Source organism: Microbulbifer sp. TB1203, from assembly GCF_030997045.1.
Classification (GTDB): Bacteria; Pseudomonadota; Gammaproteobacteria; order Pseudomonadales; family Cellvibrionaceae; genus Microbulbifer.
Window position 1 is genome coordinate 4611418 of sequence record NZ_CP116899.1, and the last position, 15943, is coordinate 4627360.

A 15943-nucleotide genomic window follows, 5' to 3' on the forward strand; every position below is an offset into this window, starting at 1 on the left:
CAAAAATCTGTCAGGCGAACCTTTCAACTGAAATTTATTCAATCTATTAGTGGTGCTGATTCAATTCGCTCTTTAATTGTTCTTAGTATTTCCTTGAATTGTTTCATCAGGTCTTCTTCCTGGATATTGTCAACTAACGGGCTATAGTGTTCTGGAGCCAGTCCATGCCCGTTGAATATGCTTGTCCAGTTCTCTTCTTGAAATGTCTCATCTTCCCTGATTGATACGTAACCACTGTGTTTGAACAAGGCAATCTTTTCCGAAAGTGCCTCCGGTGGCCTTACGCTGCGACAAGCCTTCCAAAATGGATCATCCCTTGTATTCAGGTGATAATGGGCCAGTTGAAAATTTCTCAGGTTGCCAACAAAAGAATGCATTTTCTCGTTGTAGATCTTCCTTTCGTTGACGTACTCGTTTCCGTTGGGAAAGAGTTGTCTCAGCATGACCAGGCTGATAACCAAGGGGTGCTGCTGCAATGCGTCCAACGGTTCCAAGGTCGCTGCCGCAGAGCCAACCGCCATACAGTTTCCGATCCATGACTTCTCTGCAATACCACATCTTATGCTACGTTCAACACCATTGCTGATATCCGCGCCGGTGAGTGACCGGATCTCCCCGGCTACTTTGTTGAAATCTGCCTCTCGGGAGGAATACAAAACATGGATGCCAGTGCGATTGGAAAGTGGATAAAGTCCACACCAACCACAGGAGAAGGCAGTAATCTGGGAAAATGCTGGGTGCGGCGTCAAAGGGCCGCCTGATGCCGCGATCATTCGGTCGCATTGAAACCAGCGGCCCCAATCCGAAAAGTTGTTCGTTGAAAGCGCATTGATAAGATCTGAGTCAGGGCCCGATGCATCAATGTAAAAGTCAGCCTCTACAACAGTTCCATCATTCAATTCTACGGAAATGATCCTCTCATTCTCGCAGTTAACCGATTTAACGCTCCCGGCAATCCGCCTGACCCCTGCGTTCAGGGCTGCCCGGGCGACAGCGCCGGTATACTCAATGGCACTTTGGTGGTATCCATGTGCGGCATGTGAAAATCCGGATTCATCATTTCCGGAAATAAACCGGCGATGCTTGGCGGCCGCCACACCCAGGGAAAACGCTTCCAGGGGCAGGTCCAGGCCGTTTTGTTTTGCCTTTGCCCAGTACTGGTAGAAATCAACGCCGTTAAAGTTTATGCCGTGCCTATCATAAGCGTGGAAGAATTCCGGCTGATCCCGGTTCCAATCCGTAAATCTCTGTCCGAAATGGATGTGTGAGTTTGCCGTTGCTCGCAGTTTCCCTTCGTCTGCACCAAGAGTCTTATGCAGCATTTTGTAACTCGGCAAAACCGCGTAAAAGTCATGTGGCGTTAATTCAGTATTCAGTTCTATCAGTTCTATGTCGTACTTGTTCTCGAATCTATCGAGAATGGACTTTAGAAACAAGGCCGTTACCCAGGCGTCCAGATCGCGGCCAATAACTGAAATTTTTTTGATCTTATCGCTCATTCTGCTCGCCACTCATAGCGTGTGATGCACAATACTCATCAATAAACTGTTTGTGAGTATATGAAGACGACAGGGCTTGATTTATCTTGGCTTCAACATCGCTGAGCAGGGGCTCTATCTGCGCCAGGGGAATTGATGAGATGAATGGATCAATGCCCGTTTGGCTTAAGCCCTGCCCATAAAGAACAGCGAGCCAGCTTGGTGTACTGAATAGCCCGTACTTAAAGCTCTCCGTGTATCCGCGTCGCTTGAATAGATCCATCTTTTGCGACAGGCTTTCCGGAATCTCCATGGATCGGCAGTGACGCCAGAGTTCAGAGTCCGTGCGTTCATTCAAGTGGTAGTGAAGGATCAGGAAGTCCCGAATACGCTCATATTCATTGTCAATGAGTCGATTGTATTCGTCAGCGAGGATGGAGTTGCGGCTATCGCGCCGGGCAGGGAACAGGCGCAACAAGCAGATTATGGCAATTTGAATCAAATATATACTTGTTGATTCCAGCGGCTCCAGGAACCCGCTGGACAAACCAATAGCGACGCAATTCTTTCTCCAGGAATTCTTGTAGCGCCCGGCCTTGAACTTGAGCAGTCTGGGCTCGGTCTGTGCTTTCCCGTGAATATCTTGCAAAAGCGAGTCATGCGCCTGGGCTTCGTTTATTACGCTGCTGCAAAATACATAGCCATTCCCGGTGCGGTGTTGTAGTGGAATACGCCACTGCCAGCCACCTTCCTTCGCAGTGGATACCGTATATGGAGGAATGTTCTCTTCCCTGTCACTTTGAACCGCCATCGCTCTATCGCAGGGCAGCCAATCAGACCAGTCTTCAAACTCTGCCTTGAGGTTTTTCTCCAGCAAAAGCGATCGAAATCCTGAACAGTCGATAAAGAAGTCACCGCAAACTTCTTTGCCATCTTTGAGACCGGCTGAGGTAATCTCTCCTGTTTCTTTGTCATTGTTGATGCTTACAACGATCCCGTTGATTCTTTGTACGCCGGCTTTTTCGCTGATTTTCCTGAGATATCTGGCATACAGGGTAGCGTCGAAGTGATAGGCGTAGGAAAAGGTGTTTTCTATTTCATCAGGGTTCTTGGAGGGAAGATTAAACAGGTTTTTCTTACAAAGGTGAACCGCAAGGGAATAATGCGAAATTTCAGGGATGGATTTTTGTGATCTTATATGCGCCCAGTACTGATGGAACTCAAAAGTATTTCCAGGTCCTCCATACAGGCCAAAAGGATGAATATAGTCGTTTCCAATTTTCCCCCAATCGACAAATTTAATGCCCAGCTTAAAGGTCGCATTGGTTTCCTTCATCATATCCGCTTCAACAATACCGAGCTGATCGTTGAAACTTTTAATCTGTGGCAGGGTGGCCTCACCAACGCCAACGCTCCCTATTTCTTCGGATTCAATCAGCACAATTTGGTAGCGGCTTGGGTCCTTGTACAGCGATGAGATGGAAGCCGCGGTCATCCAGCCGGCCGTGCCTCCGCCAACAATAACTATTCTATAGGGCTGTTGCATTTTTAAATCCTGTAGAAAAAGGATCTGCAGCTGAAAAGCCGCAGATCCTTCTGCAGGTAAGTTGGAACTGTATCGTGCGTTAGAACTGCATACGCAGACTCAACGTATAACGAGTATCGCTTTGATTAGTTGCGAATTTCAGTTTCTTCCCGCCATCGTCGCTATTCTCGACCTGCTGCGTCAATACCGCTTCTTCGCCAAGCAGGTTGCTTCCGGACAAGCTCATCTCGAGCGTATCGGTAAAGCGATAGCGAACCGACGCATCGAGCTGACCATAGTCATCCTGCCAGACTGGCGTTCCGATACAGCAGTCCTGAACAGTTACGAGATACTCCGAGCGCCAACCGTAGGACAGGCGAGCGGACAACTTGTTGCGTTCATAGAAGGTGCTGATGTTATAGGTATCTTTGGAAAGACCTTCCAATTGATCCACTTGCACGCGGTCAGACGCAGCACTGGAGCCGCTGGAACCGTTATCTGAGGAGCTGTTGACTCCAGTGTTCTCAATGCCCTTGTTGTCGACGTAGGTATAGTTGGCCTGGACACCAAAACCACCCCAGATACCCGGTAGGAAGTCCAGCAGGTAGGTCCCTTGAACCTCAAAACCTTGAATTTCCGCGCCGTCGCCATTGACGGGTCCGGTAATCTCGACCTGCCTTGTAATGCCGTTATTGGTCATTTCGCGCAGGTAGGTTCCGGTCTGGATATAGTCATCAAATGACTTCTTAAATAGAGCCAGAGAAACGCTGTTTCGACCAGAGTAGTACTCGAAACTGATGTCTGCCTGATCGGCAATGATCGGTTTCAGGAACGGGTTGGCCGCATTGCCACGGTACCTCACATTGGCACCAACAATCTCGCCATTCCCGTCCTTGACCCAGAGGGAGCCATTTGGGTCATCCACATCAGGTAAATCAACGCTGACGCCGATATAGTTGCGCAGGCTACCTATATCCGGCCTCGACATTGCCCTTGATAGTGCAAAACGGGTCACAAAATTGTCGGTGACGTCATATTTGACGTTTAAGCTTGGCAGCAGGTGGTGGTGTGTCTCTTCTGACTCGCCCTGGTTTCCCGCGTTGTTCATGAACGCTATTTCGTCACTGTCCAGGTAGCAAGTAACGGTTCTTGGAACCGGCGGCCTGGAATCCGGATCCTCGGGATCACGCGGTTGGGTTTCCTCGCAGGGGCGGCTTTCCAGATCGAAGAACGGGAACTGCTCTCCGCCGGCACTGGTTATTTCCGTCTTCACGTAACGGGCGCCAATGTTACCCCTGATGGGCCTGTCAAAAAGCTTTAGATCATCTCCGCCGAAATCAACTTGAACATAGAGTGCTTCAGTCTCTTCCGTAACATCCAGGGACTCATTGGGACGGAAGCAGGTGCCCTCTACTTCATCAGAGCGACTACGCACGCCTGAGCATATTGGTATGAAGCCGTTGACGGGCTGTCCGGTGGCCATCGCGCTCATGGTATTTTTCCAGTCCCGCATGCTTCCGGCATTGGGGAAAACGAACAGGTTATTTCCCCCCGCTATATTGACACTACCGTAGTCTGAGCCCCACTCCTGAACAACCCAGGCATCCTGGTATCCATTAAAGGTATATTCCTCACCATCGTACACTCCGGTGTGGGGCGCACTGTCAAGGTTGAACCAGGCCGCATTGTTATTCCAAGAGGTTGACATGGCCTGCCAATTGCTGGCCTGGTTCACTTGCTGATCACGCTCGGCATACCTTGCACCAACTTTGACGTTCTCAACAAACCCGGAATCGATATCGAAAACAAAATCGGCTTTTGTAGCGAATTCTTCCCCGTGGTTATCACCCAGGAACTCCAATACACTGGACGGATAATAGCTGTTCGGATTGGCGTGCACGCCCTGGCCGGCGTCGAGCAGATTGACATTGGTTGGATGATGCAGGGTTACCCTGGCAAGATCGTCACGCAAATCAACTTCAGCATTTGCCCAGGTAGTGAATGCACTGTTGAGTCGATATTCGTCCAGATCCGAGACCACGCGTTGTACATCGAAGTTTGCGTGGAGGTTATCCGATATATGCCACTTAAAGTTAAAGCCAAGATCCTCGGTGACGCTCTTTGAATCGCTGACGTCCGCAGTCGTAGTGACATTAACGCCCATGTAGTCGGTGACGGTTGCTCCTTCTCCGCATCCCGCCCAGGAATCGGTACTGGCGCAGGTCTCCACCAGCGCCTCACCATTGGCGTTGGCCGCGATAAGTGCGGAGTCCGCATTGTTGGCACCCCACCAGCCATGGTTCTGGGTTAGCGTGCCGTAGGAAAACAGGCCGTCCTCCGAGAACTCAAATGGTCCCGTACCTTCAGCCGGCCGCACGATTGCCCCGGAACCCGTACCACCCTCGGTAACCTCAAGGAATAAGCTGTCACCACCGCCCAGACCGGCCCAGCCGACACCGATGCCGTTGCGTTGTGAGCTATTTTCGTACTGCGAGCGATTGTACTGAAGTGACGCCAGGAAGCGCTCTTCATTGTCCTGCCATTGGAGCGCGAGCGCCGTGCCGGTACGCTGCCGGCTGTACTCGTCGTCCCCGAACGTAACGCCTTGTGGTATAAAGTACAGCGAATCCTCTGCATAGACGTCGCGGAAGCGATTGACACGCGCTATTCTGGAGCTCTGTGAGGTCGCTTCCACATCCGAGTAGGCGAAGTTGGCCATAACGCCAAATTCACCGATATCCGTATCGTAGCGATTGGTATAGATACCTGAGGTTTCAGGGGTGTTCGAGCTGGACAGGTCACTGTAGTTGCCGCTGACTGTCAGTATTTTCGTTTCACCGTCGCTGTCAAATGGCAATCGAGTCCTCAGGTTCACAAGACCGGCGATACCGCCTTCAACCAGTTCGGCAGTTTGGTTCTTGTAAATATCGACACCGCCCATCAGTTCGGGAGAAACATCGCCCCAGCTCAAGCCGCGGCTGGAATTTGCACTAAAAGTGTCCCGGCCGTTGAATTCGCTCCTGACAAATGGTAGACCCCGGATAACGACACCCGATGGTTCGACTGAAAATGCGCCGCTATCTGTACGCGTTGCAAATCTCTCCACCGCTACGCCGGGCACTCGCATCAGTGCTTCGGCAATCGATTTGTCCGGGAAGTCACCCAGTTCTTCAGCAGTAATTGAATCTATGACGGTACTGGCATTCCTTTTCAACGCTTGTGCCGTTTCAATACTCCTGCGAATACCCGTAACTTCGACTTCCTCAAGATGTTCGCCAACTTTATTTTCAGTGCTTTCATCCGAAGGTGCGCTGGATTGTTCCGCAGCATACGACATGGAGCCAAGCGCCATGATGCTCGCAGCTAAAAATGACTTTTTGAAACCCCTAAGTTCGCAGTATTTTTGGTTTATTTTAGACATGTAAGAACCCGCCTGGATAAGTTAAGAATTATTGTTAATCGACTAGATCCAGAAATTTCTCTCTATTCGCTTTGAAATTTCTCACACTACTTCTTGATTTCTTAAATTTGTATACTTGCCTCCTTTTATTTCCGGATGAGTTCAACCAGATATACATCGTTTTCACGCAGCGGCAGGCTCAGGTTAAACACGCGCTCTTTGCCAATGCGAATGTTCTTTTCCTGTGCGGGCTTGCCCGTGGCCTGCGCCTTGAGTGTCTCCACCTGCGCCTTGGTGAGCTGTGCGGGAGATCCCATGCCAATGTAGGCGGTGTACGCGTCATTCCGCCCATAGCCGACCTGGGAAACACTGAGGGTGTAATGACCTTCCTTCACTCCTTTTACCTGAATGTCGACATCACCCTTATCTTTGGCCGGCAGGTCCTGAACGTAGTACTGCTGATTGTTGATGTCCTCGGGAAGGGTGTAAGTGAAATCCCACAATAACAACTGCACGTTGCCCTGCTCGTCCTTGGTCGCAAAGGACTGCTGATCGCTATTCAGCAGCTCTTGCGGTCCGAGCTGGTTCAAAAACTGATAGGCGAAGTAAGCGGGCTTCTTTATACCCTGGGTATTCATCAGGCCGAATCCGCCGTGGAAGGCTTCAAAGCGCGGCCCCGCCTCTTCGAAGATATCGGTAAACACCCAGTAGGACATGGACTGTGCCGCATCGCCCACCTGCTTTAGTTTCTGCAGTATGTAGGCCGCCTGGTGGTAGCTGTCGTGAACCGGGTCGGCGGGGGTGTAGGATGAACTCCACTCGGTGTAATGCAGTTCCAAATGGGGCATGCTTGACTCGGAGATTTCCCGGCGGTTTCTCAATACATCGCCGCTTACAGCCCATTCGTCCTTGCTGAGCACGGTGCCGGTGGTGCCAAATTCATCGAGAAATCCCTGGCGCACGCCATAGGCGTGCGTGCTGACGAAATCCAGCGGTACCTTGTTTTCATCGGCGTAGGTAATGGTTTCCGGAATCCAGGCCGCACCCGCCGTTGCGGGACCGCCTACGCGGTAGCGACTGTTTACACTTTTGATGGCACGTGCGGCATGGGCGTAGAGCTTAAGATACTCCGCCTGTGATCCGGCCCAGAAACCGTCCAGGTTGGGCTCGTTCCACACCTCAAAATACCAGCTGGCCACTTCCTCGGCGCCATAGCGCTCAGTCCAGTGTTCGGCCAGTCTTCTGATCAGGTTTTCCCATTTTTCGTAACTGTGTGGAGGTGTGACATTGCCGCGCCACCAGAAAACGGTTTGATCGCCACTGGCCAGGGCCGAAGGCATAAAGCCCAGTTCCACAAAGGGCTTCATACCGATGCTGAGGATATAATCGTAGAGGGCGTCTATATACTGAAAGTTGTATTGCTCCTTGCCCTGGCTGTCTATGCGGTATACCGCCATATCATCGGTGAGCAAACCGTGCATGCGAATGTAACGGAAACCAGCATCCTGCCTGACTTGCGCCAGCTGCTGCTGCCAGTCCGCACGCAACCCCTCATTGGCCCGGCCTGCGCCTATGCTGGCGTTGAAGAATCGGTTAAGGTTTCCCTGTACCTCATTGGCATTGACCGTGATGGTGCGGTCTTGGGCCAAAGTACTGACAGCTGGCAATAAAACACAAAGCAAGCAAAGTTTGGAAATTATTCCGCTTCTCATTAATGGGGCTCCTGCTCGGCCAATATATCGGGAATGAACGTAAGGTAGATTTCCAAGGATTACGGTGCTCCACTACCTCCAAGTGGAACGTCCAATATTCCAGCCGGGGATGATCTGGCTGGCGACCTGCACGGCTGTGCTCTGCATCCCCGAGCTATCTGGCTCGAGCGGACTGGTGTTGTAGCTGGGGTAAAGGGGGGCCGCTGACCCGGCGGAGGAGCTGGATGAAACTTGAGCCAATCCCGGCAGAGGAACCATCGCTTGCACCGCCGCAGCCGCTCACCAGGATTGGAAGGCCAAAATAGGCCAAGGCGCCGCTTCTGCTCATGCTCGCTCTCTGAAAGCTTATTGTTGTTGGATATGGACCTGTAGCCCGGGTGGAGCCTGGGTCACTGCCAGCAATAAATCTATTGAAAACAGAGACTTGTCGGTAATGCTATTCTGAAAAAGCTTACCAACTTGCAGAAAGTTGCAGTTTTTCTCGTATAAGTTGAAGTTTGCCGCAGGTATTGTGAGTCGATGCCGCCGCCCGTCAGGCGCGCGTATTGACTCTTGCCGGGGATCTGGTCATAGAGGCTTTGAAATTCTTTGGGAGGCAGCCGTACTCTTCCTTGAACAGCTTATTGAAGTAGGGGGCGTTCTGGTAAGCCGGATAGATGCTGCCGCCGACAGGCGCGCAGTTTGTGGAATGGTCTCCAGGAAGTCAGTGCGTCTTGGTCCCTGGCTTCACAGGAGTCTGGTCATAGAGGCTTTTGAAGTTCTTGGGGGTGCAGCCGTACTCTTCCTTGAACAGCTTATTGAAGTAGGAGACGTTCTTGTAACCCACCGAATAGGCGATCTCGGCAATGCTCGCCTTCTCCTTTTCCGCGAGCAGGCGTGCGGCTTCGGTCAGGCGCAGCTTGTTCAGGTAACCGGTAAAAGTAAAACCCAGCTCCGTCTTCAGTATGTCGTTGATCTTGGTTCGGCTCACGCCAATAGCCGCGGCCATGGTATCCAGGTTCAGCTCGGCGTTGGCGTACTCTGTGCCCATAAACCGCAGGATATCCGCTCTCTCCCTGTCGCGCTGGGGTTCCATTGAGAGCTGCTGGTAGGCCACCAGGGGCCGATCCTTCTGGATTTTGCTTCTCAGGTCGCTAATCAGCGCCTGTGTATGCTGGCGAAAAAACCAAACCCCATAGGCGCTCCAGGCCAGAAACAAAAAGGCTCCCAGAAAATACATATAGCGCCAATCGCGTCCGTGTAGCTCCAACTCATGCAGCTGCACCCTGGATGCCGCATCCATTGGACTTTGAAAGCTGGAGCCGAACTGGATTTGGCGTACCTGGTCGAGTTTGTATTCCGTCTTCGACAGCTTGAGCTGGTACTTGTCCAGCCACCATTGCGGTGTTTCAAGGCGGGTCAGGTCCAGCTCCACCTGGTTCCAGTCTTCATCGCAGGAAAAGAACGTCATAGGAGTACGGTAGGACAAAAAATCATCGGGATCGGTGGTCTCCTCCTCCACCGCCGAAGCGATGAAGGTAAGCACATTGGCGGGTGAGCACTTGGCCGAAAAAGATAAGCTGGTAAATGCAGACAAATCCACAAACCTCGGCTGCCCCTCCCGGTCCTTGAACAGTAATACCACCGACGCGAAAGGATACTGCGCCTGTTCGGAAACGTTTAACTCGAAATCCAGGCTGTAGCGCGCATCGTTTATTTTTACAGTGGAAAGCCCGCCCTGATGAATATCCGTATGCGGCTCGGCAACCCAGGAGAGTTCACTTGCATCCGCCGGCAAGAGCGGAACATGCAGGAAAGCGCGCTCGACACACAGGTAAGTCGCCAGGGCGCTGATCAGCAGTAAACCCAGCAGGCCCAAGGACGCTTTATTATAGAAATCCAGCATGTCGGGGGATCACGGGTCACTAAGGATAGTGCGAGAAGCCAGCGACTCAGCCGGCACATTAGGCAGTCTCTGCTGATGGCGGTCCATTAACGTTTCCCACTCCTGGCAGGCTGGGTCGAGATCCAGGTACTGTAGGCAGGCCTTTGCCGGATCATAGTCGTCGATCGTTGTCATTAACATGAAGGGACGATTGCCGTGTCTGGCATTCGTGGTCATCCTTAAAGCTCCGTCAAGGTGATGACGGCACTGTTGGATTGTGACCAGGCAGCAAGGAGATTCGTCAATTGGGTGGCCGGGATGAGTAATCATTGAGCTGTGATGGCTGTGCTTATCTGCTTGCGGCGCCGGCATCAGTCGGCCGGTCTCGTTATTGCTGTAAATGTTTACTTTAATGCTTATACAACCATATTATCATATAAAATGCCATCGCATTTTGTGACTAGTGGTTGGTGGGCGGTCAATACGGCGTCGGGGGAGAACACCCCGAAGCGGGGACAGTTCTGGATGACCACTCTGCGGGAGGTGGGCAAATTCCTGCAGGGAAAGATACTAATAAGGCGGAAGGGAAGGATATAAGGCGGAAGGGAAGGATACTCCCGGGACCGTATGAGCCAGGGATGCCGGTTACGAGCGTACAGGGTTACAGCGTGTCCCGGGAGAGGGGTATCCTTTCCTTCCGACCCGGTAGTAAATGATAAGGTAGAGGGGTTTTCTTTCCTCCCGGCCCGGTAGTAAATACGGACCCGGGGTACGTAAAAAAGCACTCACAAGGAGGTGGGGGTATGTACTACTTGAAATGGCTGGTCCTGGCGGTATCGATTGCGCTGTCGGCCTGTTCCGGTGAGCTGGACAAGCGGGAACTCCGGCTGAAAGCGAACTTTAGTGAAGACTTCGATCGGGGCCTACCCGAATTTCTGATCTTCAACCCGGAAGGGGAATGTGTTTACCACAGCCAGGGATTCTCAACCGAGGAGCACTTTCTCGAAGAGCTGGACATAGTGCTGGCCGGAGGGCGTATCGAGAGATTACCCGTCGACAGCCCTGAGAAGCGTAAACTCCTGGAGCTGGCGGTGCGCAAAGCCGTCTACGAGAATACATCCATCCCCCCGGAACAAAAGGAATCGACGATTCGCACCTCGCTGCGGGAATCGATCAATCCCGAGCCGAGCTGCACCCATGAACTGGAATATTACCTGGGCCGGTTTGAGGAGCGCGACGGCGGAGACTTCTCGCCACAATCCCTGCCCGGGGGCAAAAGCGTGTTTATCGAGTTCTACGCCGACAGGTGCCTGCCCTGTAAACAACAGGAGAGAGCGCTCGAGCGCTACTCCCCGAAAGGGGGGAATGAGTTTGTACTGCTGAAGGTGGAGCGGGACAAGACCAAGATCCAGGTGCAGTAGTCGGAGTTTCCCTGGCGACTGGCAACTGGTTTGGTTCTGAGTCGGAGAGTTCGTGGGGGCACGCGCCGGTTGCCGCCGCTATTCGCCTGCAAGCAGGCTCCACACCATAAACCCCGACAAGGGAGATAAATCCGATGCGTTTGAAATGGCTGCTCGCCGCCGCGCTGCTGATCAGTGCACAGACTGTCGCCGCGCCCCGGCCGGTGGAACCGGTGGCTTTCGACTGGTTCGAATATCGCGGTATGGACCCCCTGTTCAACGGCTCCCTGGCGAAGGGGGAATACCAGAACCCCGTGGCCGCCGGCTTTTTCCCCGACCCCAGCATCGCGCGCCGGGGCGATGATTATTATATGGTCCACTCGTCCTTTGCCTATGTTCCGGGCCTGCCCATCCTGCACAGCCGCGACCTTGTCAACTGGCGGCTGCTCGGCCACGCGCTGACGCGACGATCGCAGGTGGATATGAGTGGGCTGCAGGTGTCCCGCGGTATTTTCGCGCCTACATTGCGCTATCACCAGGGCCGCTTCTACCTGATCGGCACCGCGGTGGACTCCGGGGGCAATTTTCTGATTACCGCGAAAGATCCCCAAGGTCCCTGGTCCGATCCTGTCTGGCTGCCGGAAATCGGTGGCATAGATCCGGATATCTTTTTCGACGACGACGGCCGGGTGTATATCGCCCACAACGATGCGCCGGAGGGCGAGCCGCTGTACGACGGTCACAGGGCCATCTGGCTGTGGGAGTACGACCTGGAGGCGGAACGGGTGCTGCCGGGTTCCGGCCGGGTGATTGTCAACGGCGGCGTGAACCTGAGTGAGAAGCCCATCTGGATCGAGGGCCCGCACCTGTACAAGGTGAATGGTTGGTACTACCTGCTGTGTGCCGAGGGCGGTACCGGCTACAACCACTCGGAGGTGGTCTTCCGCACCCGCAAACTGGACCAGCCCTTCGAACCCTACAGCGGCAACCCCATACTGACCCAGCGGGACCTGGACCGCGGCCGTGCCGATCCAATAGTGGCCGCGGGCCACGCGGACCTGGTGCAGACCCCCGAGGGGGAATGGTGGTCGGTATTCCTCGGCACCCGTCCCTACGACGAAGTTTATTACAACACCGGCCGGGAGACTTTCCTGCTGCCGGTAAGCTGGAAAGACGGCTGGCCGCGGATACTGGCGGCGGGCCGGGCGATTCCCATGCGCCCCAGCGCGCCCGCCATCGACGCCGCGCCCGCGGAGGGCACACCGCTTACCGGCAACTTCACCTGGCGCGACGATTTCGAGACGCGGGAACTGAATCCCCACTGGAACCTGCTGCGCGGCGATTTCGAACAGGACTGGCTCCAGCTGCGCGGGAAACAGTTGCAGTTGCTCCCCAAGCCCCGCTCCATGGCATCGCAGGAACAGCCCGCTTATGTCGGCCGCCGGCAGCAGCACCAGCGTTTTCAAACCTCGGCCCAGTTGCGGCTGCCCGCTGACGAAGGGGTTTCCGCCGGAATCGTCGCCTTCCAGAATGAAAATTATCACTACTACCTGGGTGTGAAGGCGGCGGGAACAGATGGCTACGAAATATTCCTGGAACGGGCCGCCGGTGGTGAGCCGCAGCGTTTGCACAGCGTTTCCGTGGATGCAAAGGCGGGCGAACCGATAGCGCTGGAAATTCGCGGCGACCGGTCCGAGATAGGCTTTTACTACCGGTCCTCCGGCGGGCCGGCAAAAAAACTGGTTGCGGGGTTGGATGGCAAGCTGCTCAGCACCGAAGTGGCCGGCGGCTTTGTCGGTACCACCCTGGGGCCCCACGCGCGGTTGGAGTCTCTGTAGGATGGGCAAAGGAGCGTAGCGACGTGCCCATCGTGGCCCCGTTGATGGGCACGTCGCTGTGCTCCTTTGCCCATCCTACTTTTATTCTGTGGCCCGCCTGGCCTGCACCGCCCCGGCATTTTCCCCGTAGACTTCGAACTGGTACAGCGAATACCCCCAACGGGTCGCGCGCTCCTTGCCGTAGAGCCTGACGAAGCGGGCAGTTACCGGCTCGAAACGGATATTTTCGGTGCCGCCCTCGCTGTCACTCCGCTCATAAACGGTGTTCCAGTTTTCGGCATCGTTTGACATCTGGATTTCATAGTCGCGCCCGTGGGCGGTCTCCCAGAAGAGTTTTACATTGTTTATGGGATAGGCCTCTCCGAGATCCAGGGTTATCCAACTGGGGTCCCGGTAGTCGCTCGACCAGCGGGTGCCGAAATCCCCGTCTATCAGGTAGCCGGGATCGGAGGTGAATTTCCGCTCCTCGTTGGAGGAGGTCTGAACGGAAACGCCATGGTAGCGCGCCAGGTTGCCGCTGCCTTTCTCCTGTACGGAAATATTGAAATCGGAGGTGTTCGCCAGCCCGCTCTGAGCCTCCGCCCGCACCTGGATCACGGCCGAGCCGGCGCGGTTGGGCGCAAAGTTCAGTCTGATACGGTTTTCGCTGTCGATACTGGCATTGACCAGGTCGGTATTGGAATTGCCGGTGATCTGGTACCGAAGTGATGCGTTCGCCGGGTGGTGGCCGATTTCATCCAGGTCGACGTAGTGCACTGAAGTTTCGGTACCGGTGGCAAATACGGCGTCGGTGATGTCCTCCAGCACTGGGTAGCCCAGCAGCCAGCGCACGCTGTTTTGCAGCAGTGCCTGGTAGCCGGCGTTCTCCACCGCCTCCCTGCCGTGGCCCAGGGCCAGCCCCATCACTCTGCCCTTTCCCCAACTGCGCTGCCACAGCACCGGCAGGTGTTCAGAGCGTGCGATCACCTCCAGGTCCTCGGTATTGGTCTGTAAGAAATAGAGCTCGTCGCGAATGGAAAAATTTGTCAGCCCGCGGACTATGGGATGCTGGACCTGATCGTTGTAGTCGTAGCCGTACCAGGAGTCGAAGGTGTACACCACCCGCTCGGCCATATCGGCGCCGCCCAGGAAGCGGCCGCCCATGAGTTTCGGGTAGCGCTCAGAGTTGAGAAAGGTCACCAGGCCGGAGTGCATCGCCAGATAGGATTTCCCTTCGCCGATAAAACGATAGAAGGCATCCAGCTGCTTTTCCGTGGGGGTCAGAAACATCGAGTTGTTGAGTATCAGGTCGTAGCGCGCCAGCGCCCGGTCGTTGAGCACGGATAGATCCTCGGTCACGGTGATGTCCGCGATATCGCCGAGTATTTCCACGATCCTGTCGTTGTGGAACTCGTGAACCCAGGGTGGATAGTCGGGGTTTCTCTCCTCGCTGTTGCCGTTGCCGGTGATCAGCAGCGCCCGGGGCGTCGCCGCCTGGACTGTGCCGGCGGCGAGTATTCCGGTCAACAGGGTGCACGCCAGATATTTCATGATTTCTTCCTCTGAGGTCAGTGTTATTTGGAACTGACCTTAGAGGGTCTGTGGTGTGGGGGTCTTGTAAAAAACCGAACCGGCTGGAGGGGAACATATCTGGTAGGAGCGGCCGTTGGCCGCGATCCGAGCCAGATCGCGGCCAACGGCCGCTCCTACAACGACGTCAACTAACGAAGATTGCACAGATAGGCCCGGCTTTCCGCAGCGAGGAAAAAGCCGGTCAGGGGCCTGTCGGTGCACAGGTACTGTGAAGGGCTCACGCCCGCGAGGGATTTGAAATCGTGGGCGAAATGCGCGTGGTCGTAGTAGCCGCAGTGCTGCGCAACTTCCGTCAGCGAGATTCGGGGATCGGCCAGGTACTGAAAGCTCTTCTGGAAGCGGATCATCTTCGCCAGCTGTTTCGGCGACAGGCCGGTATGCCGCCTGAACCGGGATTGCAGATGGCGGTCGCTCACCCCGAGTTCCGCGCAGAGCCTGTCGATGGTCGGCGGTTCCGGCAGAAACAGCCTGCGCACCGCCCGCTCCACCAGCCGGTAACAGCTCCCGGTATTCGCGGACTGCAGCCGGTGCAACAGGTGGTTTTCCATCAGCCGGACAAAGCGTTCGAACGCCGGTCTCTCGAACACCCTGTCGACGATCCGCTCGAAGTCGCCGCCGAACAGCGCGCGCAGATCGATGGACTGGTCCCGCAGGTCGCAAATGGATTCGCGGGTAAATGGTGAGAAACTATGGGGGTAGAACTTGATGCCGAAATACCGCTGGCGCCCGCTGGTGACGACCTGGTAAGGCTTGGTCATCTGCCCCACCAATTCCACCGCGGGGTTGGTGTTCAGCCCGTGGCCGTCGTCGCGCAACACCCGGGTTTCCACATTGAAGATGATTTCCTGGCAGCCGTCCGGCAGGGTGCGATCGCGTACAGTTACCGGCTCGGCGGAATCAATCGCCCAGAAGCAGTTGATGTAGGGGCGGAGTTCCGCCCGCGGTGCCTGTTCGCGATAATCCATTTCCCCCCCTGTGATACTAAGTCGAGGCCTGGGCGGCCTTGCTACCGGTAGCCGTTCGTTCAACAGCCTCATCGGCAATCGTTTCTCGAACGGCTCCCGGTATCAGGGCCTTCAGATCACTAAGCCAAGGCCTGGGCGGCCCTGCTACCGGTAGCCGTTCGTTCAACAGCCTCATCGGTCTATTTATCA

Annotated in this window: 9 protein-coding genes; 2 read left to right on the top strand and 7 right to left on the bottom strand. The window is 54.7% G+C overall.

The window, feature by feature from the left end; genetic code table 11:
- Positions 1–38: 38 nt before the first annotated feature.
- The 5 genes from PP263_RS19605 to PP263_RS19625 form a co-directional block, all read right to left on the bottom strand.
- Entirely contained in the window at positions 39–1499 is a 1461-nt protein-coding gene (locus PP263_RS19605; RefSeq protein ID WP_308365690.1) for a tryptophan 7-halogenase, read from the bottom strand.
- Entirely contained in the window at positions 1489–3024 is a 1536-nt protein-coding gene (locus PP263_RS19610; RefSeq protein WP_308365691.1) for a tryptophan 7-halogenase, read from the bottom strand. Before PP263_RS19610 ends, PP263_RS19605 begins: the two co-directional genes overlap by 11 nt.
- Positions 3025–3103: 79 nt before the next feature.
- Positions 3104–6424, bottom strand: a complete 3321-nt coding sequence (locus PP263_RS19615) for a TonB-dependent receptor (RefSeq protein ID WP_308365692.1) — start codon at positions 6422–6424, stop codon at positions 3104–3106.
- 125 nt (positions 6425–6549) lie between these two features.
- Positions 6550–8052: a glycoside hydrolase gene (locus tag PP263_RS19620; protein WP_308365693.1), complete on the bottom strand. Its 1503-nt coding sequence runs from the start codon at positions 8050–8052 to the stop codon at positions 6550–6552.
- 766 nt (positions 8053–8818) lie between these two features.
- Complete coding sequence (locus tag PP263_RS19625) at positions 8819–10000, bottom strand: helix-turn-helix domain-containing protein (RefSeq protein ID WP_308365695.1); 1182 nt, start codon at positions 9998–10000, stop codon at positions 8819–8821.
- A 782-nt stretch (positions 10001–10782) separates the two neighbouring features.
- On the opposite strand from PP263_RS19625, the gene PP263_RS19630 reads away from it, so the two are divergent.
- On the top strand, positions 10783–11400 hold the full coding sequence (locus PP263_RS19630; protein WP_308365696.1) for a thioredoxin family protein: 618 nt from the start codon (positions 10783–10785) through the stop codon (positions 11398–11400).
- A 134-nt stretch (positions 11401–11534) separates the two neighbouring features.
- Complete coding sequence (locus tag PP263_RS19635) at positions 11535–13217, top strand: glycoside hydrolase family 43 protein (protein WP_308365697.1); 1683 nt, start codon at positions 11535–11537, stop codon at positions 13215–13217.
- A gap of 81 nt (positions 13218–13298) precedes the next feature.
- Here PP263_RS19635 and PP263_RS19640 read toward each other — a convergent pair whose 3' ends face one another.
- Complete coding sequence (locus PP263_RS19640; protein WP_308365699.1) at positions 13299–14747, bottom strand: ThuA domain-containing protein; 1449 nt, start codon at positions 14745–14747, stop codon at positions 13299–13301.
- 170 nt (positions 14748–14917) lie between these two features.
- Positions 14918–15754, bottom strand: coding sequence for a helix-turn-helix transcriptional regulator (locus PP263_RS19645; RefSeq protein WP_308365700.1), 837 nt, complete (start codon positions 15752–15754; stop codon positions 14918–14920).
- Positions 15755–15943 lie beyond the last annotated feature (189 nt).

Excerpts from the sequence above, each read along its gene's own strand:
- PP263_RS19605 (WP_308365690.1), bottom strand. The coding sequence starts at position 1,499 with ATGAGCGATAAGATCAAAAAAATTTCAGTTATTGGCCGCGATCTGGAC.
- PP263_RS19640 (WP_308365699.1), bottom strand. The coding sequence starts at position 14,747 with ATGAAATATCTGGCGTGCACCCTGTTGACCGGAATACTCGCCGCCGGC.
- PP263_RS19625 (WP_308365695.1), bottom strand. The coding sequence starts at position 10,000 with ATGCTGGATTTCTATAATAAAGCGTCCTTGGGCCTGCTGGGTTTACTG.
- PP263_RS19610 (WP_308365691.1), bottom strand. The coding sequence starts at position 3,024 with ATGCAACAGCCCTATAGAATAGTTATTGTTGGCGGAGGCACGGCCGGC.
- PP263_RS19630 (WP_308365696.1), top strand. The coding sequence starts at position 10,783 with ATGTACTACTTGAAATGGCTGGTCCTGGCGGTATCGATTGCGCTGTCG.
- PP263_RS19645 (WP_308365700.1), bottom strand. The coding sequence starts at position 15,754 with ATGGATTATCGCGAACAGGCACCGCGGGCGGAACTCCGCCCCTACATC.
- PP263_RS19635 (WP_308365697.1), top strand. The coding sequence starts at position 11,535 with ATGCGTTTGAAATGGCTGCTCGCCGCCGCGCTGCTGATCAGTGCACAG.
- PP263_RS19615 (WP_308365692.1), bottom strand. The coding sequence starts at position 6,424 with ATGTCTAAAATAAACCAAAAATACTGCGAACTTAGGGGTTTCAAAAAG.